This is a genomic window from Collinsella sp. CLA-ER-H9, assembly GCF_040092295.1.
Taxonomy (GTDB): Bacteria; Actinomycetota; Coriobacteriia; order Coriobacteriales; family Coriobacteriaceae; genus Collinsella.
The window spans coordinates 370,743-388,636 of sequence record NZ_JBBNLV010000001.1; the positions used below are offsets into that span (position 1 = coordinate 370,743).

Consider the following 17,894-nt stretch of genomic DNA (forward strand, 5'->3'; position numbering starts at 1 on the left):
TCGACTTCACATGCCGCCGTGCGGCCGGGGCGAACGCGAGTCCCGAGGTTTTCAAAAAAGTTGTTGACGCGCAGTGCGCCGACCGCCGATATATGGGGTCTGATATTTTCTACCAGCTAGGGCCTCTTACTCGTCAAGGAGATCTTCTGGCATGTCGTTGCCATCGCCTAGATCGACTGGGGTTTCTTCGGGGGCAGAGCCATCTTCTGTGGCTTCGCCTTCGGGCTTCTCCTTGGCGGCTGTCATGCGGGCTACGGCGCATACGCGGTCGTTGTCGTCGACGGTCATCATCTTGACGCCCTGGGTGGCTCGGCCGGTCTGGCTAATCTCATCGGTCTTGACGCGAATGACCGTCGCGCCTTCCGTCACGATGAACAGCTCGTGCTGCGGACCCACCGTCTTCATGGCCGCGAGGTTCCCCTTACGCTCGGTCATCTGGATGGTGTAGACGCCCTGACCGCCGCGGTTCTGCTCCGGATAGTCCGCGACCGGCGTGCGCTTGCCGTAGCCGCGCTCGGTGATGACAAACAGGTCGCCGTTGCCGTTGGTAACCTCCATACCCAAAACGCTCACGCCGTCCTTCATGCTAATACCGCGAACGCCGCTGGTGTCGCGTCCCGTGGCGCGAACCTGGTCCTCGGGGAACATGATCGCCTTGCCCGCAGTGGTGGCCAGGATGATCTTGTCGCCCTCGCGCACACGGCGCACGGCGAGCAGCGCGTCGTCGTCTCTCAGATTGATGGCGATCAGGCCATCACGGCGGCTGCGGTCGTAAGCGCTCATCACGGTCTTCTTGACCATGCCGCTCTTGGTGGCAAACATCAGGTACTCGTCGGCGGGGAACTCGCGGCAGCTGATGACGCTCGCGATCTTCTCGCCTTCCTCAAAGGGCAGCAGGTTGACGATCGCGGTGCCACGCGCCTGGCGCGTACCCACCGGCAGCTCGTGTACCTTCAGGCGGTAGACCTTGCCCTTGCTCGAGAAGAACAGCACGTACTCGTGCGTGGATGCGATAAACATCTCGTCGATGACGTCGTCCTCTTTAAGGTTGACGCCCGACACGCCCTTGCCGCCGCGCTTCTGGGCGCGGTAGGCAGCCACCGGGATGCGCTTCACGTAGCCGGTGTGGGTGATGGTCACGACCATGTCCTCGTCGGCGATGAGGTCCTCGACATCCAGATCCTTTTCGACATGGCTGATCTCGGTGCGGCGTTTGTCGCCGAACTTTTTCGAAATCTCACGCATCTCCTCCTTGATGACGCCCAGGATCTTCTCCTCATGCGCCAGCAGGTCCTCGTAGTAGGCAATGGCGCGGCGCAGACCGTCCAGCTCTTCCTGGATCTTGTCGCGCTCCAGGCCAGTCAGGCGGCGCAGCTTCATCTCGAGGATGGCCGTGGTCTGCTCGGGCGTAAAGCCAAAGCGCTCGATCAGGCGGCCGCTTGCCTCGGAGTCGGTCTGCGAGGAACGGATAATGCTGATGACCTCGTCGATATGGTCGAGAGCCATCAAGTAGCCCTCGAGGATATGGGCACGCGCCTGGGCCTTCTTAAGGTCAAAGCGAGTGCGGCGGGTGACGACGTCGACCTGGTGGTCGATGTAGTGCTGCAGCATCTCGCGCAGGCTCAGGCATTTGGGAACGCCATTGACGAGCGCCAAGTTGTTGGCGCCAAAAGTCGTCTGCAGCGAGGTGTACTTATACAGGTTGTTGAGCACGACCTGCGGAATGACGCCCTTCTTGAGCTCGATGACCAGACGGATGCCCTTTTGGTTGGACTCGTCGCGCATGTCCGAGATGCCCTCGATGCGCTTGTCGTTCACGAGCTGGGCGATCTTCTCCTGCAGGGTGCCCTTGTTGACCATGTAAGGGATCTCGGTAAAGACCAGGCGGCTGCGACCGGTCTTGGTGGATTCCACGTGAGCCTTGGCACGCACGGTAATGGAGCCGCGACCGGTCTCATAGCTCTGCCTAATGCCGGCGCTGCCCATGATGATGGCGCCGGTGGGGAAGTCCGGACCAGGCATGATCTGCATAAGCTCGTCGACGGTGGCGTCGGGATTGTCGATCAGGTAGCAGGTGGCCTCGATCGCCTCGGTGAGGTTGTGCGGGGCGATATTGGTGGCCATGCCGACGGCGATGCCCTGACTACCGTTGACCAGCAGGTTGGGAAAGCGTGCGGGCAGCGCCACGGGCTCGGCGAGCGACTCGTCGTAGTTGGGCTGCCAGTCGACGGTATCCTTTTGCAGGTCGCGCAGCAGCTCCATGGCAGGCTTTGCCAGGCGGCTCTCGGTATAACGCATGGCCGCCGCGCCGTCGCCATCGATGTTGCCGAAGTTGCCGTGGCCATCGATGAGCGGTGTGCGCATGGAGAACCACTGCGCCAGACGAACCATGGCCTCGTAAACCGCGAAGTCACCGTGCGGATGGTACTTGCCGATAACTTCGCCGACCGTCCAGGCCGACTTCTTATGCGGGCGGTTGGGGTAGATGCCGCTCTCGTTCATGGCGTACAGGATGCGGCGGTGCACCGGCTTTAGGCCGTCGCGCACGTCCGGCAGGGCGCGCGCCGTGATGACCGACATCGAGTACTCGATGAACGACTGCTTCATCTCGCGGCCGAACTCCGAAATCTGGAGCTGACCGCCGTTGATATCCTCGCCGGCCGAGGCGCCGCGGTCGACCGCACCGAAGCTCTCCTCGAGCTCGGCGTCGTCATCCTCATCCTCTTCATCCTCGGCGTCGGGGTTATAGGAATTCGGATCGCCGTCCTCGCCCTGCTCAGCGCGGGCGAGCAGGCGCTTCAGATCATCGGGCATGCCGGCGTCGCCGGCCTCGTCCACACCCTCGTTGTTGTTGATATCGTCTGCCACGTTACCTCCTCATGGTTTGCGTGGTCCATTAGTTCCCTACCACGGAGACGGCTTTCCCAGGTGCCGCAGATTCGCCCGAAAGAGGAGGGAAGCGTACTTGGGTACGCGACCGACGATTGAGGGCGAAGGTGCGGTGGCTGGGAAAGCCGCAGGGATTAGGCATCCAAGAATCGTGCATCATGTGCGTGCTTTTCAATGTACTCGCGGCGATAGCCGACCTCGGAACCCATGAGCTCGCGCACGGCGCGGTCCGCCACCACGGCGTCCTCGATCGACACGCGCTGCAGGATACGGGTCTTGGGGTCCATCGTCGTCGAGGCAAGCTGCTTGGGGTCCATCTCGCCCAGGCCCTTGTAGCGCTGAACGGTATAGCCCTTGCGCTTCTTGGTGATCTTGCCGTCCTTGGCCTTGCCGTCCTCGTCGTTGTCGTCGGGGTTCAGGCCCAGGCTCTGAATGGTGTCGCGCAGAATCTCGTCTTCGGGCTGGCGGCCGTTGGGATACACGTAATGGATCTTGTTGCGTACCTTAATGCCAAAGATGGGCGGGCAGGCAACATAGACATAGCCGGCATCGATCAGCGGGCGCATGTACTTGTAGAAGAACGTCAGCAGCAGGATGCGGATATGCGCACCGTCAACGTCTGCATCGGTCATGATGATGATCTTGTGGTAGCGCGCCTTGCTGATATCGAAGTCGCCACCGTCGCCGGCGCTCGTCGTGACGCCGCAGCCGATCGCGGTGATCAGGGATTGGATGGTGTCGCTCGAGAACGCGCGGTGGTCACCCACGCGCTCGACGTTCAAAATCTTGCCGCGCAGGGGCAGAATCGCCTGGATGTCTCGGCGACGGCCGTCCTTGGCCGAACCGCCTGCCGAGTCGCCCTCTACGATAAAGAGCTCGGTCAGCTCGGCATCGCGCACCGAGCAGTCGGCGAGCTTGCCGGGCAGCGACGCCGTCTCGAGCAGGCTCTTGCGGCGGGTCGCCTCGCGCGCCTTGCGGGCGGCGTTGCGGGCCTTGCATGCCTGCTGGGCCTTCTTGACGATCTCGCGGGCGGGCTTGGGGTGCTCCTCCAGATAATCGGTCAGTCCATCGGTCACGATCTTGAGCGTGAGCGCGCGCATGTAGGAGCTGCCAAGCTTGGCCTTGGTCTGACCCTCAAACTGCGGATCGGGCAGCTTGACCGAGATGACGGCCGAAAGGCCCTCGCGCACGTCGTCACCGCTCAGGTTGGCGTCCTTCTCCTTGAGCAGGTTCTGCTTGCGGGCGTAATCGTTAATCACGCGGGTGAGGGCGGTGCGGAAGCCCTCGAGATGCATGCCGCCCTCGGGGGTGTAGATGTCGTTGGCAAACGACATGACGTTCTCGCCATAGCCGGCATTCCACTGCAGGGACACCTCGACCTCGCCCATCTTGGTCACGGGCGCATCCGGATCCGATTTACCCTCGATATAGATGGGCTCCTTAAAGGCCTCGGGGACGTCTTTGCCGTCGTTGAGGAACTTAACGAAGTCGATGATGCCGCCCTCGTAGCAGAACTCCTCCACGTGGGGAGTCGCCTCGCGCTCGTCGGTCAGCACAATCTTTAGATTCTTATTGAGGAACGCCGTCTCCTGCAGACGGTTGTGCAGCGTATCGAAATCGTAGACACAGGTCTCGAAGATCTCGTCGTCGGGCCAGAAGTTGACGGTGGTACCCGTCGAATCCGAGGTGCCCACGACCTCCATCTTCTTGACGGTCTTGCCGCGCGAGAACTCCATCTCGTAGACGTTGCCATCACGGCGCACTTGCACGACCACGCGCTTGGACAGCGCGTTGACGACGGAGATGCCCACGCCGTGCAGGCCGCCCGAGACCTTGTAGGCCGAGTTATCGAACTTGCCGCCGGCGTGCAGGATCGTCATAACGACCTCGAGCGTCGGGATCTTCTTGATGGGATGCTCGTCGACGGGGATGCCTCGCCCGTTGTCGACGACCGTGATGGAGTTGTCGGCGTGGACCGTCACCTGAATCTCGGTGCAGAAACCGGCCATGGCCTCGTCAACGGAGTTGTCAACGATCTCCCACACCAGGTGGTGCAGGCCGCTGGCGCTCGTCGAGCCGATGTACATGCCCGGGCGCTTACGAACGGCCTCGAGACCTTCGAGAATCTTAATCTCGCCGCCATCGTAATCGTTTTCGTTTGCCACACGTCCTCCTTCAGCTAAGAAAATGTGTACAGCCTTACTAGTTTATCGTAAAAAAATACCCTCGGGAACGAGGGTATTTGGCTCTACAAGGCCACCAGATGCGATTTAAGGCTCTTTTTTGCTTTGCACGCCCTTGGCCCACTCGGCACTGGCTCTCATGGCATTCTCGAGGGCCTCGCGCAGTTTTTGATCTTCGATGGGCGCCACTTGGCGCTCGATCTCGCCGCGTTCGGCTTCGCTGAGATCGGCGTGCGGAGCCGGCGGGCGCTCGGTCACGGCCGGGCGCAGGCGCTCCTTGGCAGCCGGCGGCGTGTGACCGGGCGCGGTCGTTTTGAACACCAGGCCGTCCACATGCGCCCCGGCCCGCTCCATGCGTGCCCGGATGATCTCGCGCAGCAGCGTCATCTCCTGCGTCCACGAGGGCGAATCGAGATACACCAGCAGCTCATTGGACTCGGGCAGGTAGCGCAGGCCCGTCACGTGGCGTCCCTCGCGCGTGCCCGAGCACACCGCATTCCAGGCGCGATAGACCGCACGAGATTCCTCTGCAGCCTCCATTTGCGCGCGGCGCTCAGGTGTTGCGGCCGCCAGGATGCGCTGACGCTCGGCATCCAAAAAGCCGCCAAAGGCAACCGTTCCGTTCTCGCGCTCGTAATTAGCACGTCTCACCCATGCTCACCACCTTGGCTCGATCAAGCAGGTCATCGGTAAAATACCCCAGATTGGTGGTGGTTATGACCGTCTGGATATCATCACCGATCAGCTGCAGAAAAGCGCCTCGCCGCCCGGCATCGAGCTCGCTCATCACGTCGTCCAAAAGCAGCAGTGGCGCGGTGCCCAGGATATCGCGCGCCACGGCCACTTCTGCCACCTTCCAGGCAAGCACCAGCGTTCGCTGCTGGCCCTGGCTGGCAAATGAACGGGCCGATCGGCCCGCGACGGAAAACTCAATCTCGTCGCGATGCGGACCCACAAGCGTCACGCCGCGGCGCATCTCCTCATCGGCACGCTCATCGAGGGCCGCGAGCATATGCTCGTACGCCCAACCTTTCAGTTCCTCGCGCCCTTCGGCTTGAGGCAAATCCCCCAGCGTGGACACATAGGACACGTCTGCGTCCTCACCGGACGCCACCTGCCCGTACGCGGCGCGCACATGGCCCGCCAGCCGGTCGAGCAGGGCCAAACGATGCACGAGCAGGGCGGACCCGGCGCGGGCGATGGAGTCATTCCATGCGCCAAGCATCTCGCGGCAGCACCAGGACTCCTTGAGCAGGGCGTTGCGCTGCGCCACGCAACGCCCGTAGGTGCTCACCAGGCCGGCGTAACGGGCGCTCAGCTGAACGCCAAAGTCGTCGAGGGCGGCGCGGCGCACACTGGCGCCGCGCTTGACCATATCCAGATGATCGGGGCAAAACAGCACGCTCGGCAAAACCCCGCGCACGCCGGCGGCCGAGCATCTCTTGCCGTTACGGCTAAACGAGCGCTTGCCGTCCTCAACGCCCAGCCCCATATCGAGCACGCGGCCATCGCCCTCGAGTCTCAACTCGAGCCTGCACGAGCCCGTGCCGTCGTGCACGAGCTCGCCAGCGGTGGGATGCCTAAACGAGGCGCCGCTCGTCAAAAGCTGCAGCGCCTCTATGAGGTTGGTCTTTCCCGCCGCGTTGGGTCCCGCAAGCACCGTCACGCCTTCGTCCAGGTCAAGACGGTAGCTATCGAAACTGCGGTAGCGCGCGACGGAAAGGTTGCGGGCAAACATGGTCATGGCGCAGCGCTAGATGCGAACCGGCATGACCAGGTACAGATAGTTGATCTTGTCGTAGGACTTAAAGATACCCGCCTGCGAGTAGCTCTTGAGCTCCAGCGTGATCTCCTTCTCCTTGGATAGGGCATTGAGGCAGCCAAAGATGTAGTGGTAGTTAAAGGCGATGGTGCCCGACTCGCCCTCGGCCTCGACATCGATTGTCTCCTGCGCCAGATCCTGGTCATTGGAGATGGAGGACAGGCCCATCTGGCCGTTCTCGACATCGATCTCGAACTTGACTGCGGGGTTCGCGCTCGCGATGACCGCCACGCGCTTGAGGGCGGCATTAAAAGCCGCCACGTCGATCTTGACGCTCGTCACGCACGAATCGGGGATGAGCTGCTTGTAGTTGGGATACACACCCTCGATACGACGCGACACGTAGGTGGTGTTGCCGGCCTCAAAGACAACCTGGGTGTCGGTGGCACCGATCATGATGGTCGCCTGGCTGGCCATGATGCTCAGGGCGTCGTTGAAGGCGTCAGCCGGGACGTTGAGCTCAAAGGACCCCTCGAGCGTCGAGGTCTCGACCTGGGTGTCGCATACGGCCAGGCGGAAGGAGTCGGTTGCCACCAGGCGCACGGTGTTGTTCTCGACCTTCATATGCACGCCTCCCAGGATGGGACGGGCCTTATCGGTCGAAGTGACGCGCCATACGCGCCCGACCATCTCGGACAGGATGTCGGTCGGGAGCTCCACTGCGCTCTCGATAGCATAGGCAGGGAACTCGGGAAAATCGTTGGCGTCGAGCGTGTTGAGGCGGAAGGAGCTCTTCTCGCATCCGATCAGTACCTGACGCTCCGAGAGCTCAAAAGTAACCGGGGCATCGGGAAGGGTCTTCGTGATGTTCGAGAGCATCTTGCAGGGAATCACCATCTCGCCCTCTTCTTCCACATGCGCGGCAATGCGATGACGAATCGAGATGGTGTAGTTTGAGGTTTGGAATTCCAAGATGCCGTCCTGCGCCTTAACGAGCACGCCCGACAGGATGGGAAGGGTAGATGCCGAAGCGACGCCTTTCATAACGACGCCGATGGCTTGCGTGAGCGAGCTTTGGCTGACGGTGAACTTCATCTTTTAATACCTTTCTATAGATATAAATATCTTAATAATAGTAATAGCACTGACGAAACTGTTGATTACTTCCAAAAGCGCTGGTCAACCCCAAAAAGAGAATCGACAGCACCCTGTGCGCAACCGACCGCGTTTTCCACGTTCAAAACCTGCGGAAAACTTTTCGTCGCCTTGGGGTGAGTTTTAGACACGTTATGCCCGGCGTTTCGACAAGTTTTCAACAGATGTCTCTATTTCCCTACGAGCGCAGTGTAATTTTATCTCGTAGCGACTTGAGGTCCTCGGTTACGGTGCGGTCTTCCTGAATCATCTTCTGAACCTTTTTGTAGCTCGTGCTGACGGTCGAGTGGTTGCGGTTGCCAAACTCCGCGCCCACCGCCGTGGTCGTCATCTCGCACATCTCGATGGCCAGATAGATGGCGATATGACGGGCTTTGGCTATGTTGGCGTTGCGCCGCGGTCCGATAAGCTCCTCGTGCGTCACGCCGTATTGCTCCTCGATGACAGACTGGACCGTCTGCACGTTGATCTTCTTGGCCGACGTATCGAAGTATTGGCTTGCGATGGCGTCGATGTCGTCGAAGCTGAGCTCGCTGCCCTCGCGTTCGCGGTCTCCTGCCTCGCCGGCGCAGCGTTCGCAGAAGCTCTCGAGTTCGCGGATGTTGGTTCCCGACACCTCCGCCATGTGTTTAAAATGCTCGTCGGTCAGATGCCCACCATCGCCGCCATAGGCCGCCAGCAGCGAGTCGTCACCCGCCTCGGGCGTGGTGGCTATCGTGTTCTCGTAGTAACGCTGCAAGATCTTGTATTTCATCTCGTAGCTGGGCTCCGCCACCAAACAGAGCATACCGGCATTAAAACGGCTGGTAAGGCGCTCGTCCATGCTCAGGTCTTTGGGCGCACGGTCGGCTGCGATGACGACTTTTTTGTTGTTGCGGATAAACTCGTCCATGAGCTGGAAGAAGTAGTCCACGCTCGCGCGCTTGCCGATGATGTTTTGAATGTCGTCGATGATGAGCACGTCCACGTCGTGGTATGCCTGCATGATGGGGGCGTTGCTCTTCTTTTGGCGGTCGAACTCCGTCATCAGGTCATCGAGGTACGCCTGTGAGTTGGCGTACTTTACCTTGATCTCGGGCGACTTTTCGGCGAGCTCGTTTTTGATGGCGAGCAGCAGATGGGTCTTGCCCAGCCCCGATTTGCCATAGATGAACAGGGATGTGCATGTGCCGCGTTCGTCCGCGAGCGCGGCAAACTTGAGGGCTGAGCGATAGGCATGGCTGTTTTCTGGGCCGTAGACAAAGTTTTCGAAGGTGAATTTCGAGTTGGCCGCGAGCGGCGCGCCGTCGGTGTTCTGCTCGATCGGTGCCGCAGCTGCGGGGGCGCTCATGGGCGATGTGGAGGCTGGTTTTGCACTCTTTGCAGGCGCCTCGCCTTTCATCTGGTTCATCATGCGGCGGAAATCGTCGGCCGAAAGCGTGTTTTTGATTGCGATGCCCGAATCCTCGCCCGGTGTTGCGTCGTGCGCGATAGGCATGTGTGTGGCAGCGGACATGGGGGCCGCCGGCGTCGAGACGGTGGGCATGGTTTCACGGGAAACATCGCCGATTTGATGCTCGGGAGCCGACACTGTGGTGGTAGCTGGCGCCGCCGGGGGAACGACGGGTGCCGCGGGTGCGGCGTTATCTGCCGCGGAGCCCTGTGGTGCCACGATGTTGAGCGCAATCGGTGCAAAGGCGATCTCTTCCAGGTACGCCTCGATGGTCGGCTGATGCTTTTTGAGCTGAGCGATGGCAAATCGTGAGGGGGCCTCAATCGTCAAGGTGTCCTCGGTCAGGCTCACAGCACGCGATTGCCCCAGCATGTTGATGAGGCGCGCATCTTGGCCGTCGCGCTGACAAAAGGCGATGGCATCCCCCAGGATGATGCTTGCTTCCTCGTCCACTGTCTCTCCCGTTCCTTAAGCTTGGGCCCGCACGCGAGCGCTTCCGATTTCGGTCAGATGGTATTTCTGCCCATGTTTGACTATCAAGCCCGTCTGCGCCAAATCGTTGAGCGTGCGCGACCAGGTGGGTGCAGAGTTTCCAAACGCCCGCGCCAAGTCCGTCGCGCCGCACTCTTGATGTTGGGCCAGATACCCTAATGCAGCGTTGCCGCGTTCGCTTATAAACACGTCCGACTGCGGTTGTGCGTATTGATTCGCCGCATTAGGATACATCATTTGAGCTGCTGGTTGTTGAGAACTCTGCATGGGCGGCATCTGCTGTTGAAAACTTTGCGGCCACTGTTGGTAAGGCTGCGGCGGCATCTGCTGAGTCCAGGGGTTGAGGTTTCCCTGCGGCATCTGCTGATACGGCTGCTGGTACGGCTGAGGATACTGCTGTGGATACGGCTGGGCATATCCCTGCTGCGGCATATATTGGGGAGGATACCCTTGTGGGTACGGTTGGTAGCCCATTTGCGCGACGTTTGGCATGGCCGCCGTCTGCTGCACGGCGCCTGTGTCCGGATCTGCCGAGCCTATCCCCTCCGGCATGTTTTGCACTGGGTTGCCCAGCGGTGTCTGGGGGTCTTGCATGGGAAAACTTCCAGGCTGCTGCATCTGCTGCGCCACGGGCTGCTGTGCAAACGTGCTGGATAGGGGATACGCCGGCTGCTCCGTCTCGGGGCGCACGGCGGCCCCTCGCCCTCCGGCGCGCTCGATTTCCTGTACGCGCTTGGGATTCAGGCTTACCGTGACCACGGTGCCGTTGCCCATGTTGTCCTCGATGGATACAGCGCCGCCGGCGTTTTCCAGGTACTCCTGCACCATGGGAAACCCGGCTCCGGTTCCGCGGATGTATCGTTTCATGTTGCTGTTTGCGCTGGTCACGCCAAAGTCGAAGGCGCGTTCTTTGTCTTCGATCCCCGGCCCCTGGTCTGCGAATCGAATGGTATCGCCGCCGTCCAGGATCGAGATGATAGGCTCTGCAAAGTGGGCGTGGATAAAGTTTTCGACAATCTCGCGGATAACCATGAGCGAGATGTGCCCGCCCTGCTCTTTCATGCACTGGTAGACGGTGTTGGTTGTCTCTTCCAGATAAGTGCGCACGTCCTTAGGTTTGATGACGATGACGCGCGGCGTCGACAGCATGTCGTCATAGACCGCGATGCGTGCGGCATACATGGCAGCCTGCGTTTTCGCAGCGGCCTGCTCTTCCTCGCCACGCTTTTCGCGCACGCCGGTGATGTGCTCGTTGTCGGGTGCCGGGTCTCCGGAATCGACCATGGTGTAAAAGTCGTCAGACATGCCGCTCGCAATCTTTCAAAAGGTTTCGAACAAATAGTAGCTCACCGTGCAATGTTTCTCATCTTTCGACAACTTTTCAAAACCTGTTGAAAACTTTGGAAAACTGGCGAAAAGTTCTCAACATTGCCAACATGACCTGTTGAAAACTCGATGAAATATCATGAAAAGTTGCCATGTGTCGCAAATTTCGGTTGAGCTTATGACGGAACCGTGTGAACTACGCAACCTTTTACCTTTGATTTCTTGACATTTGAACATTGATTTCCCTACAATCTTCAAGCTCACGTGTCTATATCTACGTCCGCGCTCCCGCGGACACTCGAAATGCAGCAGGAGGAACTTAAGATGAAGCGTACGTATCAGCCTAATAAGCGTAAGCGTGCCAAGACCCATGGCTTCCGTGCCCGTATGGCCACCAAGGGTGGTCGTGCCGTGCTCGCCCGTCGCCGCGCCAAGGGCCGCAAGCGTCTCACTGTCTAGCAGCGATACACACATCTCGCATGAAGACTATTAAGTCTCGGCAAGATTTCGAGCATGTGTTCAGTCAGGGGCGTCGTTTCAATCACCCTCTGATTCGAATGACCATATGTGAATCGGTTGGCGAAGGCGACTCCGGAAGGGTCGCCTTCGTTGGTGCTAAACGGCTCGGTTGTGCCGTCGTGCGCAACCGTTCTAAGCGTGTGATGCGCGAGGCCGCCCGCAGCTGCGGATTTCCCGTTGCGGGTTATGACATCATCTTGTTCGCGACTCCCAAGACGAGGATCTCCTCGCCTCAGGAGATGGACAAGGCATTGCGTTCGCTTATGAAACGCGCCGGCGTTGCCGGGGAGGAGCGATGAGCAATCACGTTTTGCGACGTGTTGCCATCGCTCCTATTCGCATATATCAACAGGTTATTTCGCCCTTATTACCTGACGCCTGCATTTACTACCCAACGTGTTCGCAATATGCCGTTCAGGCGATTGAGAAGTACGGTGTTTTGAGAGGCTGCTGGCTTGCCGTGAGGCGCATCGCTCGCTGCAATCCCCTGCACGTCGGCGGTTATGACCCTGTGCCCTAGCGGGCACTCGCTATCGGAGGAAAACTTACATGTGGGATTGGATCGTTAACATCCTTTTCGAGCTGCTCAAGCTCATCCAGACCTTTGCGGTCGACTGGGGCCTGTCCATCATCATCCTGGTGGTCATCATCCGTCTGCTGCTGACGCCGCTTATGCTCAAGTCGACTAAGTCGACGGCTCGCATGCAGGTGCTGCAGCCTAAGATGCTCGAGATCCAGGAGCGCTATGCCGACGATCCCCAGCGTCAGGCCGAGGAGATGCAGAAGTTCTACAGCGAGAACAAGTTCAACCCCATGGCTGGTTGTCTGCCGCTGTTGATCCAGATGCCTGTCCTGTTCGCCCTGTTTACGCTGCTGCGTAACCTGCCGCAGTACTTTAGCGACGGCACGTTCTCGTTCTTCAACATCCTGCCTGACCTTACCACCACGCCGAGCGCTTCTTTTGCCGATGGCTTTATGGTTGCGCTGCCTGCACTGGTTTGCCTGATTCTGTTCGCTGTCTTGACCCTGATTCCGCAGCTGTATATGTCTCGCAATCAGACCGGTCAGCAGGCCCAGAGCATGCGCATGATGGCCGTCGTCATGACCGTCATGATGCTTTGGATGGGCTGGAGCCTGCCCGTCGGCGTTCTGCTGTACTACGATGTGTCTTCTGCCTGGCAGGTTATCCAGCAGATCTTCGTGACGCAGAAGGTTATCGACAAGGCTAAGGCCGATGAGGAGGAGCGCCTCAAGAACGCTCCGCTGCAGGTCGAGGTTACCCGTCGCGAGAAGAAGCCGCGTCCGCACAAGAAGAAGTAGTGGGATAGTATTCTTATTTAGGTACCTAACTTTTGGAGTTCGTTATGTCTGAAGAGATCGTCGAGGATATGCTTGAGGAGGTTGCCCCGCGGGTCGCGGGCGATTATCCCGAGATTGCACAGCGTTACAAGGCTGGTGAAGAGCTGACCGATGAGGAGCTCGACACCATTGCCGATGTGGCTATTTCCATTCTGCGTTCCATCCTTTCGCACTTCGATGCGGCGAACTCACCCATCGATGAGTATGAGGGTGACGAGGGCGAGTTGATCCTGGACGTAACTGCTCCTGATCTTGCTGTTCTCATTGGCCGTCATGGACGTACCCTCGATGCTCTTCAAGTTATGTTCTCCCTATTGGTGAGTCGCAAGCTTGGCTTTAGGTATCCGGTCGTCGTCGACGTCGAAGGTTATAAGAGCCGTCGACAGGACAAGGTTGCTTCTATGGCCCAGTCCGCTGCCGAGCGCGCTATTCGCACTCATAAAAGTGTTTCCTTGCCGCCCATGAATGCCTACGAACGTCGACTGGTTCATATTGCCCTTCGTGGTAACGATGCTGTCGACACGCATTCTGAGGGCTCTGACCCCGATCGCCATGTTGTGATTGTTGCTCGATAATCTTCTCGAGTCTATGCTAAGGGGACGTGGTTTCCACGTCCCCTTTTTTTGTCAAAAGTTCTCGATACACTGATTTTTGTCACATAGGAGTCGTCTTGTTTGTGTTATCTGATGAGCAGGCAAGCCAAATGCTGAGCCGTCTAATTTCGTATTGTAAAGACTATTCTTTGAAGGTCTCCGACGATAGCCTTCGTGTCTGTATCCAGCATCTTGATCTTGTTCTGGAGGCAAATAAGACTACCAATCTAACGCGCATCCTGAATGTTGATGATGCAGCCGTCCTTCATATTCTGGACTCACTTGTTTTGCTTCCCTATATTGATAAAGCTCCTGAAGGTGCTTTGCTTGATATGGGTACCGGTGCTGGATTCCCAGGTATTCCATTGACTATTGCAAGTGGACGAAAGGCTACTTATATCGATTCCGTTGGCAAGAAAGTCGATGCAGTTAATTCCTTTGTTAAGAAGCTTGGCCTTAAGCATGCTCATGCCGTTCACAATCGTCTTGAAGAATATGCTCGATCCCATAAGAAGCAATTTGCTGTTGTTACCGCCCGCGCGCTCGCACCATTACCGGTTCTTCTTGAGTATGCATCTCCTTTTCTAAAGGATGGTGGCCTCTTTGTCATTACGAAGGGGAATCCATCTGATGAAGAGCTTCAATCTGGTCTTGCGGCTGCAAAGATATGCGGCTTTACCACACTTATGACGGACGACCTTGGTTTGCCGAATGGTCTGGGTCACCGTGAATTTATTATCCTTAAAAAGACTCGTCAGGCATCTGTTTCTCTTCCGCGTGCTAATGGCATGGCAAAAAAGAATCCGCTTGCCTAGATGTTTCACGTGAAACATAATGGATAGTGCTGATTGCAATGTTTCACGTGAAACATTGCAATCGGTGTCGAATCGGATTGTTTCACGTGAAACATCCTCCATTCAACAGCTTTAAATACACCAGGAGGGACCGTGGGATTTCGCGACGTTAAGCGTTCTAAGAGCGCAAAAGGCACGCGTATCATCGCTATCATCAACCAAAAAGGCGGCGTAGGTAAGTCCACCACAGCTGTAAATCTTGCAGCGGCGTTGGGTGAACTGGGTCGAAAGACGTTAATTGTCGATTTTGACCCACAGGGTAATAGTACGAGTGGTTTTGGAATCGAAAAAGAAGAGCTCGATCACTGCATCTATGATGCATTGCTGAACGATGTTCCGGCAGAATCGCTCGTTCTTGATACAAATTGCAATAAGGTTTTTGTAATTCCGGCTACTATCCAGCTTGCAGGTGCGGAAATCGAACTTGTCAGTGCGATTGCCCGCGAGACTCGCTTAAAGGATCTACTTGAGCCTGTTCAGGATGAGTTTGATTTTATATTTATTGACTGTCCGCCATCGCTTGGTTTGCTAACCATTAATGCGTTAACAGCTGCGGATAGTGTTTTGATTCCTATTCAGTGCGAATATTACGCACTCGAAGGTGTCACAAAGCTGCTTGAATCGATGAAGATGGTTAAAACACGCCTTAATAAGAGCCTTGATACTTATGGCGTGCTTATGACTATGTACGATTCGCGCACATCGCTTTCGAACCAGGTTGTGGAAGAGGTTCAATCATATTTTGGCGACAAGGCATTCAAGACCTTGATTCCACGTACAGTTAAAATTTCAGAAGCACCCTCGTTCGGTGAGCCTGTAATTACTTATGCGCCGCAGAATAAGGGCGCAAAGGCGTATATGAACCTTGCTAAAGAGGTGATTAAGCGTGCCTAGTCCTAAGAAGCGCGGCGGCTTGGGTCGTGGACTCAATGCACTGGTTTCGGAAGCTGAATATGAGACTGGCGGATCTGCATCGTCAGCATCAAATGCCGCTTCGGAAACTAAGCTTCCAATTGAAGACATCGTTCCGAACCCAAATCAGCCACGAATTCACTTCAACGAGACCGAGCTTCGAGAGTTGAGTGAGTCAATTCAGGAGCATGGCGTTCTTCAGCCGCTTCTTGTGCGCAAGCACGGTAATGGCTATGAGATTATCGCGGGTGAGCGCCGTTATCAGGCTTCGAAACTTGCGGGTCTTGAGGAGCTCCCCGTCATCATTAAAGATGTTGATGATGAGCAGATGCTTGCACTCGCGCTGATTGAAAACCTTCAGCGCTCTGACCTTAACCCCGTCGAAGAGGCAAAGGGATATCGACAGCTCATCGATGCGAGCGGTATGACTCAAGAAGCCTTGTCAAAGGCTGTCAGCAAGTCTCGTTCCGCAATCACGAATTCGTTGCGCTTGCTTGATCTTCCAGAGGTAGTTCAGCATATGATCTTTGAAGGCAAGCTAACTGCTGGTCATGCTCGTGCAATTCTTGCGGTTCCGTATGAAGATGCGCGCATTAATCTTGCTGAGAAGGTTGTTGCAGAGGGATTGTCTGTCCGTGCGACAGAAAATCTTGCCCCACTGTTTTCTGCCGGAGAGACGCCTAAAACACCTCGCCCTGCAACGCCTCAGTCTTTTAAGAAGGCTGCACGCGTTCTGCGTCAGGTGTTTAACACGAACGTTCGCGTCAAGAGCTCGCGCGGCAAGAATAAAATCGAGATCGAGTTTAAGGATGAGGAAGAGCTGTCTCGTATTCTTGGCGAGATGATTCAATTTGACAAGGGAGATCAGGATGAAGAATAAAGTTCTGACTGCTCTTGCCTTGGCTGCAACGGTAGCGGTTGGTGCATTTGCGGGATTTAAGGTCGCAACAGATGATGAATTGCGTGGTCGTCTGCTTCGCGGAGCGCAGGATATCGTCGATACGTCCAAAAAGAAAATGGATGTTATGACTGAGGATGTCGCTATGCGTACAGCTCAGGTAACTAAGAATCCCAAGATTAATCAAGATTGGGTTAATCATCAATGGGTAAATGTAGGCTTTTAGGTACCTAACAATTACTAGCCTTTTTTTAGGGGTCCTTGTCTGAACGCCAGAACAAGGACCCCTTATTTCTTTCGAAAAAGTTGTTGAACAATCGCGCGATGCAGATTAGCGATAGATATGAAACAGCCCCGGTTGCAATTAAACAACCGGGGCTGTCCGATGTTTCACATGAAACGTTTAGGTTGGTCTCCCCTATGCGTTCTTCTGAACCTTGAAGCGCTGTTTGAGTTGCCCGCAAGCAGCGTCGATATCGTTGCCGCGAGAGTTGCGGATCGTGGTCTCAATGCCACGGGACTCAAGACGACGCTGGAGGTCTTCCACCTTATGGATCGGCGACGGCTTGAGAGGGCTGCCCTCGATATCGTTGAGCTGAATCAGGTTGACGTGGCACAGTGTGCCCTCGCAGAAGTCGCAGAGCGCCTGCATCTCGGGGTTTGTGTCATTGACGCCTTCGATCATGGCGTACTCATAAGTTGGGCGGCGGCCTGTCTTTTCGGTGTAGAGCTGCAGTGCCTCATGAAGGCGCAGAAGCGTGTACTTTTTGACGCCAGGCATAATCTTGTTGCGCGTGGACTGGATGGCGGAGTGCAACGACACAGCGAGCGTAAACTGCTCGGGAATGTCGGCAAACTTGCGAATGCCAGGAATAACACCGCTGGTAGAGACAGTAAGGTGACGGGCTCCAATACCGATACCGTCGGGATCGTTAAGGATGCGCAATGCCTTGAGAACCTCGTCGTAGTTGGCAAACGGCTCGCCCTGGCCCATGAAGACGACGCTCGTGGCACGCTCGCCAAAGTCGTTGGATACATGAAGTACCTGGTCGACGATCTCTTGAGCGGTCAGAGAGCGCTTGAGGCCGTTAAGGCCGGTGGCGCAAAAAGCGCAGCCCATGCCACAGCCTGCCTGGGTGGAAACGCAGACGGAAAGCTTGTTACGACGGGGCATACCGACGGTCTCGACGGAGATGCCGTCGTGGTACTCGAGTAGGTATTTACGAGAGCCATCCTTAGACACCTGTTTGGTGAGCTCGGTCGGCGTGTCGAAGGCAAATGCCTCCTTCAGCTGCTCGCGGAAGGCTCTGGGAAGGTTGGTCATGTCATCAAACGAACAAACGTTCTTCTCAAAAACCCATTCGATGAGCTGCTTTGCGCGAAAAGCGGGTTGGCCGAGTTCGGCGACAAGTTCGCGAATATCGTTTTGGCTCAAGTCGCGAATATCTTGAGATTTAGTCCTGGGATTCATGGAAGCCTTTCGATTTTGGGGAAACGTAGAGGGTATCGCTACAATATGG

The 17,894-nt window shown here is 57.0% G+C and carries 17 protein-coding genes; 9 read left to right on the top strand and 8 right to left on the bottom strand.

All coding sequences use genetic code 11. The annotated features are described in order from the left end of the window. Positions 1-126 precede the first annotated feature (126 nt). From gyrA to AAAX73_RS01565, 7 genes are all read right to left on the bottom strand, one after another. Complete coding sequence (gyrA, locus tag AAAX73_RS01535) at positions 127-2,814, bottom strand: DNA gyrase subunit A (protein WP_349124869.1); 2,688 nt, start codon at positions 2,812-2,814, stop codon at positions 127-129. 209 nt (positions 2,815-3,023) lie between these two features. Beyond that, positions 3,024-5,054 (bottom strand): DNA topoisomerase (ATP-hydrolyzing) subunit B, encoded by a 2,031-nt coding sequence (gene gyrB, locus AAAX73_RS01540; RefSeq protein ID WP_349124838.1) that lies wholly within the window; start codon positions 5,052-5,054, stop codon positions 3,024-3,026. A 105-nt stretch (positions 5,055-5,159) separates the two neighbouring features. Then, positions 5,160-5,723, bottom strand: coding sequence for a DciA family protein (locus tag AAAX73_RS01545; protein ID WP_349124839.1), 564 nt, complete (start codon positions 5,721-5,723; stop codon positions 5,160-5,162). Further along, the gene (recF, locus tag AAAX73_RS01550; RefSeq protein WP_349124840.1) at positions 5,710-6,816 is read right to left on the bottom strand and encodes a DNA replication and repair protein RecF; all 1,107 of its coding nucleotides are present in this window, start codon (positions 6,814-6,816) and stop codon (positions 5,710-5,712) included. Before recF ends, AAAX73_RS01545 begins: the two co-directional genes overlap by 14 nt. Positions 6,817-6,825: 9 nt before the next feature. Beyond that, on the bottom strand, positions 6,826-7,929 hold the full coding sequence (gene dnaN, locus AAAX73_RS01555; RefSeq protein ID WP_117629990.1) for a DNA polymerase III subunit beta: 1,104 nt from the start codon (positions 7,927-7,929) through the stop codon (positions 6,826-6,828). A 238-nt stretch (positions 7,930-8,167) separates the two neighbouring features. Continuing rightward, entirely contained in the window at positions 8,168-9,874 is a 1,707-nt protein-coding gene (locus AAAX73_RS01560; protein ID WP_349124841.1) for a DnaA/Hda family protein, read from the bottom strand. 15 nt (positions 9,875-9,889) lie between these two features. Beyond that, positions 9,890-11,197, bottom strand: a complete 1,308-nt coding sequence (locus tag AAAX73_RS01565; protein WP_349124842.1) for an ATP-binding protein — start codon at positions 11,195-11,197, stop codon at positions 9,890-9,892. A 366-nt stretch (positions 11,198-11,563) separates the two neighbouring features. Here AAAX73_RS01565 and rpmH point away from each other — a divergent pair, with 366 nt between their 5' ends. From rpmH to AAAX73_RS01610, 9 genes are all read left to right on the top strand, one after another. Then, the gene (gene rpmH / locus AAAX73_RS01570) at positions 11,564-11,698 is read left to right on the top strand and encodes a 50S ribosomal protein L34 (RefSeq protein ID WP_019127408.1); all 135 of its coding nucleotides are present in this window, start codon (positions 11,564-11,566) and stop codon (positions 11,696-11,698) included. 20 nt (positions 11,699-11,718) lie between these two features. After that, positions 11,719-12,057: a ribonuclease P protein component gene (gene rnpA, locus AAAX73_RS01575; RefSeq protein WP_117716212.1), complete on the top strand. Its 339-nt coding sequence runs from the start codon at positions 11,719-11,721 to the stop codon at positions 12,055-12,057. Further along, positions 12,054-12,278, top strand: a complete 225-nt coding sequence (gene yidD, locus AAAX73_RS01580) for a membrane protein insertion efficiency factor YidD (protein ID WP_022093804.1) — start codon at positions 12,054-12,056, stop codon at positions 12,276-12,278. The genes rnpA and yidD overlap by 4 nt, the downstream gene beginning before the upstream one ends. Before the next feature lie 29 nt (positions 12,279-12,307). Further along, positions 12,308-13,078 carry a YidC/Oxa1 family membrane protein insertase gene (locus AAAX73_RS01585; RefSeq protein WP_349124843.1) on the top strand — a complete coding sequence of 257 codons (771 nt, stop codon included), beginning with the start codon at positions 12,308-12,310 and terminating at the stop codon, positions 13,076-13,078. 44 nt (positions 13,079-13,122) lie between these two features. Beyond that, positions 13,123-13,692, top strand: a complete 570-nt coding sequence (locus tag AAAX73_RS01590; protein ID WP_349124844.1) for a R3H domain-containing nucleic acid-binding protein — start codon at positions 13,123-13,125, stop codon at positions 13,690-13,692. A 101-nt stretch (positions 13,693-13,793) separates the two neighbouring features. Further along, positions 13,794-14,525 carry a 16S rRNA (guanine(527)-N(7))-methyltransferase RsmG gene (gene rsmG, locus AAAX73_RS01595; RefSeq protein WP_349124845.1) on the top strand — a complete coding sequence of 244 codons (732 nt, stop codon included), beginning with the start codon at positions 13,794-13,796 and terminating at the stop codon, positions 14,523-14,525. 132 nt (positions 14,526-14,657) lie between these two features. After that, entirely contained in the window at positions 14,658-15,458 is an 801-nt protein-coding gene (locus tag AAAX73_RS01600; protein WP_349124846.1) for an AAA family ATPase, read from the top strand. Beyond that, positions 15,451-16,356 (top strand): ParB/RepB/Spo0J family partition protein, encoded by a 906-nt coding sequence (locus AAAX73_RS01605; RefSeq protein ID WP_349124847.1) that lies wholly within the window; start codon positions 15,451-15,453, stop codon positions 16,354-16,356. The genes AAAX73_RS01600 and AAAX73_RS01605 overlap by 8 nt, the downstream gene beginning before the upstream one ends. After that, positions 16,346-16,600, top strand: coding sequence for a hypothetical protein (locus AAAX73_RS01610; protein ID WP_349124848.1), 255 nt, complete (start codon positions 16,346-16,348; stop codon positions 16,598-16,600). The genes AAAX73_RS01605 and AAAX73_RS01610 overlap by 11 nt, the downstream gene beginning before the upstream one ends. A 192-nt stretch (positions 16,601-16,792) precedes the next feature. On the opposite strand, the gene rlmN is transcribed toward AAAX73_RS01610, so the two are convergent. Further along, positions 16,793-17,845, bottom strand: coding sequence for a 23S rRNA (adenine(2503)-C(2))-methyltransferase RlmN (gene rlmN / locus AAAX73_RS01615; RefSeq protein WP_349124849.1), 1,053 nt, complete (start codon positions 17,843-17,845; stop codon positions 16,793-16,795). Between the last annotated feature and the right edge of the window lie 49 nt (positions 17,846-17,894).

What these genes read in the sequence shown, in the direction of transcription:
- gyrA (WP_349124869.1), bottom strand. Translation starts at nt 2,814, where the DNA reads ATGCCCGATGATCTGAAGCGCCTGCTCGCCCGCGCTGAGCAGGGCGAG.
- recF (WP_349124840.1), bottom strand. Translation starts at nt 6,816, where the DNA reads ATGACCATGTTTGCCCGCAACCTTTCCGTCGCGCGCTACCGCAGTTTC.
- dnaN (WP_117629990.1), bottom strand. Translation starts at nt 7,929, where the DNA reads ATGAAGTTCACCGTCAGCCAAAGCTCGCTCACGCAAGCCATCGGCGTC.
- AAAX73_RS01565 (WP_349124842.1), bottom strand. Translation starts at nt 11,197, where the DNA reads ATGGTCGATTCCGGAGACCCGGCACCCGACAACGAGCACATCACCGGC.
- rpmH (WP_019127408.1), top strand. Translation starts at nt 11,564, where the DNA reads ATGAAGCGTACGTATCAGCCTAATAAGCGTAAGCGTGCCAAGACCCAT.
- rnpA (WP_117716212.1), top strand. Translation starts at nt 11,719, where the DNA reads ATGAAGACTATTAAGTCTCGGCAAGATTTCGAGCATGTGTTCAGTCAG.
- yidD (WP_022093804.1), top strand. Translation starts at nt 12,054, where the DNA reads ATGAGCAATCACGTTTTGCGACGTGTTGCCATCGCTCCTATTCGCATA.
- AAAX73_RS01585 (WP_349124843.1), top strand. Translation starts at nt 12,308, where the DNA reads ATGTGGGATTGGATCGTTAACATCCTTTTCGAGCTGCTCAAGCTCATC.
- AAAX73_RS01590 (WP_349124844.1), top strand. Translation starts at nt 13,123, where the DNA reads ATGTCTGAAGAGATCGTCGAGGATATGCTTGAGGAGGTTGCCCCGCGG.
- AAAX73_RS01610 (WP_349124848.1), top strand. Translation starts at nt 16,346, where the DNA reads ATGAAGAATAAAGTTCTGACTGCTCTTGCCTTGGCTGCAACGGTAGCG.
- rlmN (WP_349124849.1), bottom strand. Translation starts at nt 17,845, where the DNA reads ATGAATCCCAGGACTAAATCTCAAGATATTCGCGACTTGAGCCAAAAC.